The organism is Peribacillus psychrosaccharolyticus ATCC 23296, assembly GCF_000305495.1.
In the GTDB taxonomy this organism is placed as follows: Bacteria; Bacillota; Bacilli; order Bacillales; family DSM-1321; genus Peribacillus; species Peribacillus psychrosaccharolyticus.
The window spans coordinates 1-13,644 of sequence record NZ_AJTN02000205.1; the positions used below are offsets into that span (position 1 = coordinate 1).

Annotated in this window: 14 protein-coding genes and 2 pseudogenes; 14 read left to right on the top strand and 2 right to left on the bottom strand. The window is 38.0% G+C overall.

Annotated features, from left to right (window positions below; translation table 11 throughout):
• The 4 genes and pseudogenes from WYK_RS24955 to ypfJ form a co-directional block, all read left to right on the top strand.
• Positions 1 to 212, top strand: a pseudogene (locus tag WYK_RS24955) (shikimate kinase); the annotation flags it as partial.
• A gap of 99 nt (positions 213 to 311) precedes the next feature.
• The gene (locus WYK_RS13845; protein ID WP_040375072.1) at positions 312 to 1,040 is read left to right on the top strand and encodes an HAD family hydrolase; all 729 of its coding nucleotides are present in this window, start codon (positions 312 to 314) and stop codon (positions 1,038 to 1,040) included.
• A gap of 169 nt (positions 1,041 to 1,209) precedes the next feature.
• Positions 1,210 to 1,716 (top strand): hypothetical protein, encoded by a 507-nt coding sequence (locus WYK_RS13850; RefSeq protein WP_040375073.1) that lies wholly within the window; start codon positions 1,210 to 1,212, stop codon positions 1,714 to 1,716.
• Between the two features lie 149 nt (positions 1,717 to 1,865).
• Positions 1,866 to 2,711 carry a KPN_02809 family neutral zinc metallopeptidase gene (ypfJ, locus tag WYK_RS13855; RefSeq protein WP_040375074.1) on the top strand — a complete coding sequence of 282 codons (846 nt, stop codon included), beginning with the start codon at positions 1,866 to 1,868 and terminating at the stop codon, positions 2,709 to 2,711.
• 72 nt (positions 2,712 to 2,783) lie between these two features.
• Here ypfJ and WYK_RS13860 read toward each other — a convergent pair whose 3' ends face one another.
• Positions 2,784 to 3,098 (bottom strand): putative quinol monooxygenase, encoded by a 315-nt coding sequence (locus tag WYK_RS13860; protein ID WP_040375075.1) that lies wholly within the window; start codon positions 3,096 to 3,098, stop codon positions 2,784 to 2,786.
• Positions 3,099 to 3,525: 427 nt separating this feature from the next.
• On the opposite strand from WYK_RS13860, the gene WYK_RS13865 reads away from it, so the two are divergent.
• The 4 genes from WYK_RS13865 (at position 3,526) to WYK_RS13880 (ending at position 6,382) form a co-directional block, all read left to right on the top strand.
• Entirely contained in the window at positions 3,526 to 3,978 is a 453-nt protein-coding gene (locus tag WYK_RS13865; RefSeq protein WP_040375076.1) for a S1 domain-containing RNA-binding protein, read from the top strand.
• 118 nt (positions 3,979 to 4,096) lie between these two features.
• Positions 4,097 to 4,531: a hypothetical protein gene (locus WYK_RS13870; RefSeq protein WP_040375077.1), complete on the top strand. Its 435-nt coding sequence runs from the start codon at positions 4,097 to 4,099 to the stop codon at positions 4,529 to 4,531.
• Between the two features lie 108 nt (positions 4,532 to 4,639).
• A complete protein-coding gene (locus tag WYK_RS13875) occupies positions 4,640 to 5,098 on the top strand; it encodes a GNAT family N-acetyltransferase (RefSeq protein ID WP_040375078.1) in 459 nt (152 codons plus the stop codon).
• 342 nt (positions 5,099 to 5,440) lie between these two features.
• Positions 5,441 to 6,382, top strand: a complete 942-nt coding sequence (locus WYK_RS13880) for a dipeptidase (RefSeq protein WP_040375079.1) — start codon at positions 5,441 to 5,443, stop codon at positions 6,380 to 6,382.
• On the opposite strand, the gene WYK_RS26340 is transcribed toward WYK_RS13880, so the two are convergent.
• Positions 6,365 to 6,727, bottom strand: a complete 363-nt coding sequence (locus WYK_RS26340) for a DUF3899 domain-containing protein (RefSeq protein ID WP_040375080.1) — start codon at positions 6,725 to 6,727, stop codon at positions 6,365 to 6,367. The genes WYK_RS13880 and WYK_RS26340 overlap by 18 nt on opposite strands.
• Positions 6,728 to 6,854: 127 nt before the next feature.
• Here WYK_RS26340 and WYK_RS13890 point away from each other — a divergent pair, with 127 nt between their 5' ends.
• The 6 genes and pseudogenes from WYK_RS13890 to WYK_RS13915 all read left to right on the top strand — a co-directional run bounded on the left by WYK_RS13890 (position 6,855) and on the right by WYK_RS13915 (position 13,621).
• Positions 6,855 to 8,504, top strand: coding sequence for a peptide ABC transporter substrate-binding protein (locus WYK_RS13890; protein ID WP_235782513.1), 1,650 nt, complete (start codon positions 6,855 to 6,857; stop codon positions 8,502 to 8,504).
• Between the two features lie 46 nt (positions 8,505 to 8,550).
• Complete coding sequence (opp3b, locus tag WYK_RS13895) at positions 8,551 to 9,477, top strand: oligopeptide ABC transporter permease (protein WP_040375081.1); 927 nt, start codon at positions 8,551 to 8,553, stop codon at positions 9,475 to 9,477.
• Positions 9,478 to 9,479: 2 nt separating this feature from the next.
• Positions 9,480 to 10,487, top strand: a complete 1,008-nt coding sequence (gene opp3C, locus WYK_RS13900) for an oligopeptide ABC transporter permease (protein WP_040375082.1) — start codon at positions 9,480 to 9,482, stop codon at positions 10,485 to 10,487.
• Between the two features lie 14 nt (positions 10,488 to 10,501).
• A pseudogene (locus tag WYK_RS13905) lies at positions 10,502 to 11,505 on the top strand (ABC transporter ATP-binding protein).
• 19 nt (positions 11,506 to 11,524) lie between these two features.
• Positions 11,525 to 12,520 (top strand): ABC transporter ATP-binding protein, encoded by a 996-nt coding sequence (locus WYK_RS13910; RefSeq protein WP_040375083.1) that lies wholly within the window; start codon positions 11,525 to 11,527, stop codon positions 12,518 to 12,520.
• A gap of 405 nt (positions 12,521 to 12,925) precedes the next feature.
• The gene (locus WYK_RS13915; RefSeq protein ID WP_040375084.1) at positions 12,926 to 13,621 is read left to right on the top strand and encodes a FadR/GntR family transcriptional regulator; all 696 of its coding nucleotides are present in this window, start codon (positions 12,926 to 12,928) and stop codon (positions 13,619 to 13,621) included.
• Positions 13,622 to 13,644: the final 23 nt, after the last annotated feature.

Below are 13,644 nucleotides of genomic sequence, written 5' to 3' on the forward strand. Positions count from 1 at the left end.
TCCTTCCAAGTCCAGACGATGAGGAGTCGATAAAGGTTTTAAATAATCGGCTGTGCGAGTTTACTACGGATCAAGATGTTTTAGCTATGAATGAACACTTTATTAAGCATGCATCAAACAAAGTGTTGGCGAAGCATGTGGTATATACGAATGGAAAGTCAATTGAGGATGTTGCGGATGAAATCATGTCTTCGTTTCATAAGCAAATGTAAATGCTTTCTCTGCTAGAAGGTGTAGAATAGGAAGATAAACAGGCTATACTCGTTTATTGAAGTAGTTTCTGTAAATTCATAATGGAGGTCTGCTGCATCATGAAAGAGAAATTCTTAATCTGGGATTTAGACGATACGATTATTACCACGTATCCGGAATTTGAAAAATCAAATACGCTTTGTGCTGAGATTATCTCAAGGGAGTTGTTTGGTGACGTCCTTCAGGTGAATGATATTTTAAATCGACAACGTATGATTGATATAAGTTTAATTGAAAAATATGGTTTTTTACCACCGAGATATGAACAAAGCTGGTTAACTACTTCTGCAGAATATTTTAAAGAGCACGGAATGATGTCGAATGATGCTCTTCAACAAGAAATAAAGGAAGTTGTTCAGGATATCTATATCCGGAAGTATGAAAACGTACCGGGTTCAGTCGAGGTAATCCAACAGCTTAAGAATGAAGGATATTCGATGGCTATCTTAACAGCAGGTGACGAAGCGGTACAAAAAAGAAGAATTGAACAATCTGGTGTCGCGGAGTTTATGGATGAAACATACGTATATCCGTATAAAACACCCAGTACCTTGCGTACCGTTATGGATAGACATGGCCATAATGAGTATGCCATGATTGGAAACTCGTTAAAGAGTGATATTTATCCTGCTCTAGAGAACGAAATTATGGGGATTCATGTTGTGAGAGACACTTGGCAAGCAGATCATTATGAAATTGATCTAGCTCATCCCTTATACAAACCAGTTCAGGACCTATCAGAAATTCCAAACGTTCTTTCAGAAAGTAAGGAATTTACATTTAAATAATAAAGTTGCTTTGGCAGCTTTTTTATTTATGGGATTAAAGTATCTGTTACAAAGTAGGTTTATACTGGTGTAATTACGTAAATGTTCCTATATGTCACCTCATTTAATTAGTATAGTATTATAATATGAATTTCCTGAATTCCTACTATATAAAATGAGGTGTGTTTGTTTGAAAAAGAACGTATATTTTGTTATAGCTATGCTTGTGTTACTCGTATCAACCGTATTTGTCGCTCCTTCTCAATCAGAAGCTTTGAGCGGAAATGAACCAACCTACACCTATTGGATGCAAAAGGGAAATAAAACGTATAAATCTACATCGTATAGCCAGTGGAAAAGTCAAAAAGGAACAGTTGTTGGAGCAGCTACTATGAAGAAGAAGTACTCAACGAAAAGCGGCTGGTCTATTACTGCAAGTGCAGGGATCCCAGTTAAAGCAATTGAAGTAGGTCTTGAAGGGAATCTAACAAAAGAATCGACATTATCTACTACGATTTCTAAAAAAATTCCAAAGGGAAAAACCGGGGTATTCCAAATACGAAATCAATATAAAACCTATAATGTTAAAATGGAACAATGGTTTAGTATGGATGGAAGAAAATCGAAAACTGGGAAAGTTAAAACAGTTACTGTTAAGAAAAAAACAGATATTCAAGGTAGAATCATTCTAAAATAATTACATAGATTAACCAAGAGGATGGTGAATACGGGTCATACCGAATTTGCTGTCCTCTTTATTTTCGAGAAAGGTTTCCCTGCTTCTGAACAGCGGGTATAGAGAATGAGGGAAGTCATGTTACATATAGTCGCATAGGAGGAAGTAGTATGAAATGGAAGGATAGGCAAGCAAGCTCAAACGTTGAGGATCGGAGAGGGATGAGCGGTAAGGGCATCGCTGGAATCGGCGGCGGTCTTGGCTTAGTGATTGTAATTATTGTTACTCTACTTGGAGGAGACCCAGGTGAATTATTAGGAAATATCGGCTCTACTGATCAAAACAACAGCGCACCATATGAGGAAACGCAAGAAGAAAAAGAGCTTGCACAATTTGTTTCGGTAGTACTTGCGGATACGGAACGAGTTTGGACCGAGGAATTTCGTGAACAAGGATTAGAATATAAAGAGCCAAAGCTGGTATTGTACAGCGGTAGTGTTGATTCTGCGTGCGGAACAGCTGGTTCATCTGTTGGACCCTTTTACTGTCCAGGGGATATGAAATTATATATCGATTTAAGTTTTTATCAAGAACTGAAAAATCAATTTCAGGCACCCGGGGATTTTGCTATGGCATACGTCATTGCCCATGAAGTCGGCCATCATATTCAAACTCTTCTAGGGACATCAGAAAAGGAAATGCCGAGTCGTTCGAGTGTGAGTGAAAAGGAATACAATAAATATTCTGTGCGATTAGAATTACAAGCTGATTATCTTGCAGGCGTTTGGGCAAATCATGTACAGGGCGAAAATCTTCTCGAAGAAGGTGACTTAGAGGAGGCACTGAAAGCTGCGAGCGGCGTGGGTGATGATACGATTCAAAAGAGATCCCGTGGTTATGTTGTCCCAGACAGCTTTACGCACGGAACCTCTGAACAAAGAAAGCGTTGGTTCTATAAAGGTTTCCAAAATGGTACAATAAAGGGCGGAGATACGTTTAATACAAGTGACTTATAAAAGCTTGACGAGTAAAGCGCGAGGATAAACCATCACAGGTTATATCCTCGCTTTTAATTTTTCTTAATCAGTTTAACTAGATGGAAAGCCTTTTCCACCTAACGGAATCAGCGTATTTATTCTTTCCATTCCAGTAATGAGTGGTCTAGCACGTGTAATTAATGTTTGGGTTGCTTCCTTAGTAAGAGAGGACTGATGGGCTTCTTCATTACTCCAGACTTCATAAACAAATACAGAATGAGGATCGTCATTAGAAATATTCACAAGATAAAGTTCACACTCATCAAGACTTTTCAGAGATTCGGCTGCTTCCAACAAAATATCTACCATTGTTTCACGTTTGCCTTCTTGTATCGTAAATTTTCCAAATAAGCTAAATTTTTTCATTCATCATCTCCTTAAAATTGTCATCTTATACTAGTTCAATTATGAACCCCATTTTTCCTATTCACACCATAAAAAAAATGGGACTTTATTTCGTTTCAATTATGAAAATATTCCTAGGATGTTAATAAGGGCTTTGTAAAGGGAATAATTTGATATATAATGGAGGTAGGTATAATTTTTCGTTTTTTTGTGCATGAATGAATTGTTTGCAAGTCCATTTATAGTCATTAAACGGCAAAAAAATACTATGATGATTTACTGATTATTTTTTTTGTTACCTATAAAGGGCTGGTTAAGCATCATCAATGTGCTTTAAATGGAACATTTCGCAGTTTATCTATGGAATTAAGGTAAAAGTAGTGGAATTGGTTTTTCAGTTTGGTATAATAAAGTGTGCTAAACATTATTAAGGGGGATTATTATTTCCATGTCAATCGAAGTAGGCAGTAAAGTAACAGGTAAAGTAACGGGTATCACTAATTTTGGTGCGTTTGTAGAACTACCAGGAGGCTTAACCGGTCTTGTGCACATTAGTGAAGTAGCCGACAGTTATGTAAAAGACGTTAATGACCATCTAAAAATAGGCGACCAGATTGAAGTAAAAGTAATCAGCGAAAAAGATGGTAAAACAGCCTTGTCGATAAAAAAAGCAATTGATAGACCTGAAGGACAAACTTCTTCTTATTCCCAACGTCCATCACGTCCGGGAAGACCAGGAGACAGCCGTTCTAAAGATGTTCGTTCAAAAGGTAAGTTCCAACCAAAAGAGAACTTTGAAGATAAAATGCTGCGCTTCTTAAAAACAAGCGAAGAGAACTTAACAACTCTTAAACGCAGTACGGAAACAAAACGCGGCGGCAGAGGCGGAAGACGCGGCTAAGCTGTCCCACCAAAAACAAACCTGGTTTATACCTGGTTTGTTTTTTTTTGTTTTACAAGGAGGAAACAACGGTTGCAAATAGAATGTACTAGCTATAGGCTTTTAAGGAGGAGGTTTCATGGCTCCAAAAGAAGTAGTAGAGGTTCTGGCAATTGGATGTGTGAGTATTTCATTCATAATCCTCTCATTCTTACTAAAAGGCAACTGGCGTACAATAAGCCGGTATTTAGCTGTAATGACTCTTATGATGTACTGTGTTTTTTATGTAGTTCATCCTTTATGGATAGATACTCAAATTGATAAGAAAGTGAACTTATTAAGACCGTACCTGTTAGAACATTATCCCGATGGAAAATGGGTAATAACAACAGTTCCACATCGTGAAGATGATTATAAGAGTCAAAACCCCTATACGATTAGCGTGACTTTTGAAAGCGAACCGGAAGCTACTTATTATTATAGGGTAAAAGCAAAGGACAAAATCTATCAAAGTGGTTATTCAAAAGAAAGTGGGTCAGAAGACTTTAAACATTTAGAAAGATGGGATGAATAATAGGACAGTCATACCTATAAAATTTACTGAATTATCAATAATCTGTTAATCGTTGGCGAGCAAATAGTATTTTATAACCAATGGAAAAAAGTAAATAGTCTGGAGCTGATGGATTTGTCAACGGTGTTATACCGAAAAGCGGATACAAGGGATCTCTCACCATTATACGAGTTAATGGTCCAATACATAGTAGTCTTTTATAAACAACCCGAGCCCGATGAAACAGAATTAAAGCAGTTGATTACTCATCTTTTAAATAATCCAGCCACCGGAATACAATTTGTCGCAGAAAAAGATGGAAAACTGATTGGTTTTGCCACATTATATTTCACCTTTAGTACGCTTCAGGTAAAAAGAGCTGCCATTTTAAATGATCTATTCGTTTTAGAATCCAGCCGAGGGGAGAAAGCAGGACAGGAATTGTTCACAACCTGTTTAACGCATATCAGGGAGCAGAAATTTGCTTATATGACCTGGGAAACAGCAAAAGATAATCAAATCGCTCAAAGTCTATACAACAAAATGGGTGGAAAAGAATCTGACTGGATGGTCTATGAAATAGAATAAAAAGTAAAGTAGTTCTGTATATCTTTACGACCAAGACAAGCCTGCTACATCTGGGTTTGTCTTATTTTAATTTAAATTAAAGTGGAAAGGACTCTGCTAACTAACATTCAAACTATGCTATACTTGAACAACTAACTTGAATATATTGTATTATTTAAAAAATTTTTACAATTTCTATAAAGTTCTCAATTCACAAATTTGTCCGGGAAAGGAGTTAAAGAGTCTCAATGAAACTTCTATATAGGCCATTTATACAGTACAGGAAAGCTGTATAAGAATAGTGATTGACCTTCGGTTTTAGGTTATTGGGCATATGTTGGAAGTCAAAGGAGATGAAATTTTTTGAAGATTATTGATACACATTGTGACGCGCTTGTACGTTTATGGAATAAGCCTAAAGAACTGAGATTTAGTGATTCACAAGAGCTTCATACTAATTTAAGCCGCTTGCAGGCCGGAGAAGTGTCTGCGCAATGCTTTGCGATCTTTGTTCCAGCATATATAAAAACTGAACAAAAATTTCAAGTTGCTTTAGAGCAAATTGATATCTTTCACAAAGAAATTTTGGCCAAACACTCAAATGTGAAACATATTACCAGTTGGGACGATTTTGATAATCTCAAACCCAATGAAATCGGTGCGATGCTAACATTAGAAGGTGCAGATGTTATTAGTGATGATTTGACTAAATTAAGAATCCTCTATCATTTGGGCATTATGTCAATTGGGTTAACATGGAACGGGGCTAACCTCTGTGCAGATGGAGTACAAGAAAAAAGAGGAGCGGGCTTAACGGAGTTAGGTGAAATGGTTGTTACTTTAAACAATCAGGTGTTCGTGCAGACTGATGTATCCCATCTAAGTGAAAAATCTTTTTGGGGTGTATTGGAACTTGCGGACTATCCCATTGCTAGTCATTCTAACTCTAGGGCTCTTTACGACCATCCTCGTAATTTATCTAATCAACAGGCAGAAGCTCTTTTTAATCGGAATGGTTTTGTAGGCATCGGATTTTACCCTCTTTATTTAAAAGTTGAAGGTATGGTCAGCATTGGAGATTTGATTACTCATATTGATCAATTCTGTTCGATCGGAGGAGTAAATCATATTTGCTTAGGCTCGGACTTTGATGGAGTGGAGGTCACCATTAAAGATTTAGAGAACTCAGCGATGTATCAAAATTTAATTAACGAACTATTAAAGCATTATAAGGAAGAGGAAGTTAAAGGTTTTGCTTATCATAACTTTCTTAATCATCGGCCAAATTTAATAAATATACCATGAAAAAATAACTGAAAATAATAAAAGTGCAAAACCGGAATATACCAAAGGAAGCGTTAGACTAAAGGAGGTCAATGGATAGGAAGTTGATTCCTGCTTTTTTCCTTCAATCTCTTCCAGCACGTGATTCATTGGATTTATCTTTCTGAAAAATGTTCTGAAACTTCTGATTATGGCGTTGAAAAAACCGCCTTGGATAACTAGCATTGCGGCGCCAATAATTGTTAACAGCAATGAAAAATTAAAAAGTGTATTGATCCAAACCAGTAGGCTGAAAGAATGAGTAAAGAGGGATACCAAAGTTGATACAAAAAGGGTTCCGCAAAGGATATAGATATAACGAAGCATGGTAGACAACTCCTAACCCGTAATATCTATGATTATAGCATGTAATAATTACTAATCTTTATAAATCTCTCTATTAGGCTTATTTCCTGCAAGATATCACCATTTATTTTTGGAAGGGGAGATTTAATTGAGTAAATATGTAATGATAAAGCTTTTTATGTTATTTACACTAGTTGGTCTGGTACTTACTGGATGTAATTTCAGCTCATCAAAGGATACTACTTCAGAAAATGATGAAAACTCGAAAACAACTAAAGCAAAGCAAGTATTGAATATGGTCGAAGCTTCTGAAATCCCAACGATGGATTCTTCTCTTGCTCATGATAATGTTTCATTTACGGTGCTCAGCAATGTTAATGAAGGTCTCTATCGCTTGGGAAAAGCGAGTGAGCCTGAGCTGGCAATGGCTAAGGATGATCAGGTAAGCGAAGATGGATTAGTGCATACCTATACTATCCGTGATGCAAATTGGAGTAATGGTGATCCGGTTACCGCTGCTGATTTTGTTTTTGCGTGGCAACGGGTATTTAAAGAAACAGGTCAATATGGCAGTATGTTTGAAACGGCAAATATATTAAATGCAAGCGAAATTGTAACAGGAGAAAAGCAGGCTGACACCCTAGGAGTAAAGGCTCTTGATGAAAAAACACTTGAGGTTACCTTAACCACTCCGAATGCATTACTTGGCCAATTATTAACCTTTCCAACCTTCTTACCTCAAAATCAGAAGTTTGTGGAGAGTCAAGGCGAAAAGTATGCCTTAGAAGCTGATAATCTATTATACAATGGTCCATTTATCCTCTCAGAGTGGAAACATGATGCGAGTTGGAAGTATCAGAAAAACACTAAATATTGGGATGCTGATACGGTGAAATTAGATGAAGTGAATGTATTTGTGGTGAAAGAAGCTGCAACCCAGTTAAATCTTTATGATACAAATAAGGTCGATAGTATTAATCTTAGCTCAGCTTCTGTGGATCAGTATAAGGATGACAAGGATTTTATTACACTAGCAGATTCAGAAATTTTCTTTCTGCGTTTTAACCATAATCATAAAGCTTTAGGAAATAAGAATATCAGACGTGCGATAGATATGAGTTGGGATAAGCAAGCGCATGTTGATCGTATTTTAAACAACGGTTCTTTAGCTTTGTATGGATTGGTGCCAAAGAATTTCTCTACTTCTCCAACTGGTAAAGACTTCAGAGAACTAAATGGAGAGTTGAATCACGGGGATATCAAGGAAGCGCAAGCGTATCTCGCTAAGGGCTTAAAAGAAATTGGTCAAGATTCAGTGGATATTACCTTGACGGTTTCTGCTGTAGAAGGCAATGACAAAACTGCCGAATATCTTAAAAATCAACTTGAAAAGAATTTACCACAAGTAAAGATAAAACTTAAACTTGTACCTGTAGAACAAAGATATGAGCTTGAATCGGCACTTGAATATGAAATGGTCATTTCAGCTTGGGGACCTGATTATATTGATCCAATGACTTATATCGGGATGTGGGTCACGAAAGGGTCAGCGAATCGTATGGATTATTCTAATCCTAAGTATGATGCCCTGGTGAAGAACATTTCTAGTGAAGAAGATACGACAAAGCGTTATGAAATGATGTTAGAAGCAGAGAAAATGCTTTTTGAAGATGCGGCGATTGCACCCTTATATCAAAGAGGGTTAGCTGTCCTGCAAAGATCAACTATAAACGGCTTAGTTCGTCATCCAAGCGGACCTGATTTTTCCTTTAAATGGACGGAAATAGATGCTGAATAACGCATAAATCATTTTAATTTCTAAAACTAGATTAAGAGGTGAAATGATGAAGACCTATATAGCTAAACGTCTAGGCTATATGTTCATAACCCTGTTTATCGTTGTGTCTATTACCTTTTTTTTAATGCAGTATCTTCCGGGAACGCCGTTTACTAACCCTGAAAAACTATCGGTTGAGCAGTTAGAAGTTATGAATGAAAAATATGGCCTGAATAAGCCTGTCGCCATACAGTATCTCAACTATTTATGCGATCTTGCCAGGGGAGATTTGGGGATTTCTTATCAATATGAAGGACGGTCTGTAAACGAAATTCTCGGGGAACGGATTGGTCCTTCTGTCTTAATCGGTTCTCAAGCACTCATTTTTGGTGCGATCGTAGGTCTGCTGCTTGGGATTATCTCGGCATTAAAACATAATAGCTTTTTAGATTATGGCTCTGTGACGATTGCGGTATTGGGTATGTCGATTCCATCCTTTGTTTTCGCCGCTCTTTTGCAATATTATGTGGGGGTGAAGTTAGGGTGGCTCCCAGCTGCCTTGTGGGAGGGGTATGAAAATACCATCATGCCTTCATTGGCCTTATCAGTTACCGTCATCGCAACGGTTGCACGATTTATTCGAACGGAAATGCTTGAAGTATTAGGTCAGGATTATATTGTGACGGCTAGAGCAAAAGGACTGAGTGAGAAAGCTGTTGTCTTCAAGCATATCATCCGTAATGCGATTATTCCGGTTGTGACGATGCTTGGACCACTTGCAGTGGCGATAATGACAGGGACGTTGGTTATTGAAAAAATATTTACGGTACCTGGCCTTGGGGAGCAGTTTACAAAATCTATTCTTGTTAATGATTATAGCGTCATTATGGGTGTTACCTTAATGTACAGTGCCTTATTTATCGCGATTGTTTTCATCGTCGATATTCTTTATGGACTCATTGATCCCCGTATCAGCATCAAAGGGGAGGTGTGAAGATGAGCAGTTTAAAGCAAGAGGTTGAAGATGATTTATTTGTTCGAGCACCTTTAGAGGAGAAGGTCCTAGAGGATTTTGCTGAAGAACCGGTGACTTTTTGGAATGAAGCGTGGAGAAGGTTGAAAAAAAATCGAGGATCCTTGCTTGGACTGATAACGATCATTTTTCTATCGTTGATGGCGCTATTCGGTCCTGTTATATCCAACCATTCATTTGATGATCAAGACTTAGCTTTATCAAACCTTCCTCCTAAGATCGAAGGACTCGGTTGGCTTGGGTTTGATGGCAGGGATGTGAACGGGAAGGATCAATATGAGGCGCGAGAAGTCACCAGTAATTTTTGGTTTGGTACGGATGAATTTGGTCGTGATCTCTGGACAAGAGTCTGGAAGGCTACCCAGATTTCCTTATTTATAGCGATTGTGGCAGCTGTCTTGGATCTGATTATTGGTGTGGTGTATGGCGGGATTTCGGGATTTTTTGGAGGACGAGTTGATGGATTTTTACAACGTATTATAGAAGTGCTAATTGGGATCCCTAATTTAATCGTCATCATTTTATTCATCCTGATTCTTGAACCCGGTATTACATCGATTATCTTAGCGATGGTGATTACAGGCTGGGTAGGAATGGCCCGGGTCGTTCGAGGACAAATCTTACAGCTTAAGGGCCAGGAATATGTCCTCGCAGCGAGAACGCTTGGCACGTCGAATGTTAAAATCATTTGGAAACATTTACTTCCAAATGTGATGGGAGCCATCATTATTACCCTGATGTTCACCATTCCAACGGCGATATTTTTTGAAGCCTTTCTAAGCTTTATCGGCTTAGGCTTACAGCCGCCACTGGCTTCCTTAGGCGTCTTAATTGAAGATGGCTATAAATCGATGCGTTTCTTCTCCTTTAAGCTACTATTTCCAGCGATTGTGATCAGTGCGGTAATGATTAGCTTTAATTTATTAGGTGATGGGCTCCGTGATGCACTAGATCCTAAAATGAGAAAGTAAGAGGGGAGATCAGTATGGAGAATCCGACGTTAAAAGTAGAAAATCTTCATGTTTCCTTTAAAACGCATGATGAAGCGGAAATCAAGGCAGTTCGTGGGGTTAGCTTTGAACTTGTAAAAGGGGAAACGTTAGCGATAGTCGGTGAGTCTGGTTCCGGAAAATCAGTGACCGCAAAAACCTTGATGAGACTATTACCTAAGCAGAATAGCAGAATTACCGAAGGGGAAATTTATTATGAAGAAAAAATCTCTTAACCTACTCAAATAAAGACATGCAAAAAATCCGTGGTTCAGAAATATCGATGGTTTTTCAAGATCCAATGACCTCTCTTAATCCGACGATGAAGATTGGTAAACAAATCATGGAAGGGTTAAGAAAGCATCAGGGACTTGGGAAAAAAGAAGTGTTTACTAAAACTACCGAGCTACTAGAGCTTGTTGGGATTCCCAATGCAGTCGAGAGAATGGCAGACTTTCCTCATCAGTTTTCAGGTGGAATGAGGCAGAGAGTGGTGATTGCGATGGCATTAGCTTGTAATCCGAATGTTTTGCTTGCAGATGAACCAACCACAGCCCTTGATGTAACCATCCAAGCACAGATTTTAGATTTGATGAAAGATTTACAGAAAAAAACGGGAACCGCGATAATTTTAATTACCCATGATTTAGGGCTAGTCGCTAGTATGGCGCAGCGAGTTGCTGTGATGTATGCAGGCGAAATAGTCGAAACAGGCTTAGTCGATGAAATCTTTTATGAGTCGAAGCATCCCTATACACGAGGATTATTATTGTCGATGCCAAAATTGCATGCAAGCCGTTCAACAAGATTAATCCCCATTCCTGGAACACCACCTGATTTAGGTAGATTATCAGAAGGCTGCCCTTTCGCAGCTCGCTGTCCCTATGTAATGAAGGTTTGTCACAATCATAATCCTATTAGAACTCAGGTATCCAAAACACATACCGTTTCATGCTGGTTAGAAGATGAGCGTGCACCTCGAGTAGAATGGCAAGGTTGAGTAGTAGGAGGCATAATCGATGAGAGGAAAAGAAAAGATTATAGAGATTAAACATTTAACAAAGTATTTTGATGTTGGTAACGGAAAAGTATTAAAAGCAGTAGACGATGTGTCTTTTGATATCTTTAAAGGGGAAACACTGGGATTAGTAGGTGAATCTGGATGTGGGAAATCGACAGCTGGTCGGACAATTATTCAATTATATCAAGCCACATCAGGCCAAGTTATTTATGATGGGGAGGATATTAGTCAAAAAAAATCAGCTAAAGAAAGTAAAAAGCTAAAGAAGAAGATGCAAATGATTTATCAGGACCCATACTCTTCTCTAAATCCCAGAATGACGGTACATGAGAGTATTGCAGAAGGGATTAACAATCACGAGGAGCAGCTAAGTCAGCGGGAAATCGAGAGCAGAGTCTATGGTTTGCTTGAATCAGTAGGATTAACAAAAAAACATGCAAATCGGTACCCCCATGAGTTTAGTGGTGGACAGCAGCAACGTATCGGAATCGCTAGAGCGCTTGCTGTAGAGCCAGAATTTATCATCGCTGATGAGCCAATTGCGGCATTAGATGTTTCTATTCAAGCGCAAATCGTTAATCTTATGCAGGATTTACAGCTAGAAAAAAATTTAACTTATTTATTTATCGCACATGACTTATCCATGGTAAAGTACATCAGTGATCGTATTATGGTTATGTACTTAGGATCAATGATCGAACTCGCTGCTAGTGAAATATTATATGACGAACCTCTTCACCCGTATACTCAAGCTCTTCTCTCGGCCATTCCTATTCCAGATCCGAGGATGGAAAGAACGCGAGAACGGATTATTTTAAAAGGGGACGTGCCAAGTCCAATCAATCCTCCAAGTGGCTGCCGCTTCCGCACACGTTGTCCGAAAGCAATGCAGGTTTGCTCCGAAGCCGTGCCAAGGTGGCAAGAGGTTTCTGAAAATCATTTTGTCGCATGTCATTTATACGACCTAGAGTATATTAGTTTAGTTGTCGATTGAATACCTGCCTAACCGATTCAAGTGGCTATCCATACAGAATCATTTAATAGGAGTTTTCAACCGTTTTGACTTAGTAACTGAGTTTCCAAGATAATCTGATAGTATTGGTAAAACGATAAAAAGAGACCTTCCTTTATTTTAGGATGGTCTCTTTTTTCATAACTACAAATCATTTAATCTTCTAGAAAGTTTAAGGTTAACGGGTTTGTTGTTATAATACAGTGATTAGTATAAGTTAGAAAATATGACAAGTCCTTTATTCATAATGATTATATTGATATAGTACAGGAGTGTAAAATTATTGAACTATTCAAAATATTTATTGATTTCAGCTATAATGAGTGCTTTAATGGTAGTAGAAATTGGACTTGTCAGATAGGTGATAACTTAAAGTAGGTGACATGCATGGTCATTGAGAAGCTGGAAATAAAAAAAGTATCAGATCGTGTTGGGGAGCAGTTAGAAAAAATGATTATCTATGGAACCTTTCAAGCAGGGGAGAAGCTTCCTTCTGTACGTGAGCTTTGTGAATTATTTGGCGTCGGGCGTTCTGCTGTTAGAGATGCAATTACCGTTTTAAAAGGAAAAGGGTTCGTTGATGTAAAACAAGGAGATGGCACATATGTATGCGGTTTTGATTCAACGAAGCTTTTTAAGCAGACTAACATACCCGTGGATACTAAGGATTTAACAGAACTATTTCAGGTAAGAAAAATCATGGAGACAGGCATGGTAGAAATCGCAGCGAAGACTCGAAATAATAGTGATATTAGCAAAATGAAGGAAACACTTTCTTTAACGAATGTGAATGGATGGGAAGCAGATTACCAGTTTCATAAGCTAATTGCAGTTGCGACAGGAAATGTTATTTTTATTCAGTTGAGTGAATTTATCTCCGATAGTATGAAACAAACGATGATTGACTTTTATAGGTATATTGAAAATCAAGAGCAAACCATCTTAAAAATTAATCAGCAACATGAACAGTTAGTTTCATTCATAGAGTTAGGCAATGCTTTGGCGGCAAAAGAGATGATGACCGAGCATTTATTGTTTGTAGAAGACTTGTTTCTCCAAAGCCTGAAAAAGGTTCCAAGATAATCAACAAACAAAAGACCAATGGC

Coding starts and splice junctions, on each gene's coding strand:
- WYK_RS13845 (WP_040375072.1), top strand. CDS start 312: ATGAAAGAGAAATTCTTAATCTGGGATTTAGACGATACGATTATTACC.
- ypfJ (WP_040375074.1), top strand. CDS start 1,866: ATGAAATGGAAGGATAGGCAAGCAAGCTCAAACGTTGAGGATCGGAGA.
- WYK_RS13860 (WP_040375075.1), bottom strand. CDS start 3,098: ATGAAAAAATTTAGCTTATTTGGAAAATTTACGATACAAGAAGGCAAA.
- WYK_RS13865 (WP_040375076.1), top strand. CDS start 3,526: ATGTCAATCGAAGTAGGCAGTAAAGTAACAGGTAAAGTAACGGGTATC.
- WYK_RS13870 (WP_040375077.1), top strand. CDS start 4,097: ATGGCTCCAAAAGAAGTAGTAGAGGTTCTGGCAATTGGATGTGTGAGT.
- WYK_RS13875 (WP_040375078.1), top strand. CDS start 4,640: ATGGATTTGTCAACGGTGTTATACCGAAAAGCGGATACAAGGGATCTC.
- WYK_RS26340 (WP_040375080.1), bottom strand. CDS start 6,727: ATGCTTCGTTATATCTATATCCTTTGCGGAACCCTTTTTGTATCAACT.
- opp3b (WP_040375081.1), top strand. CDS start 8,551: ATGAAGACCTATATAGCTAAACGTCTAGGCTATATGTTCATAACCCTG.
- opp3C (WP_040375082.1), top strand. CDS start 9,480: ATGAGCAGTTTAAAGCAAGAGGTTGAAGATGATTTATTTGTTCGAGCA.
- WYK_RS13910 (WP_040375083.1), top strand. CDS start 11,525: ATGAGAGGAAAAGAAAAGATTATAGAGATTAAACATTTAACAAAGTAT.
- WYK_RS13915 (WP_040375084.1), top strand. CDS start 12,926: ATGGTCATTGAGAAGCTGGAAATAAAAAAAGTATCAGATCGTGTTGGG.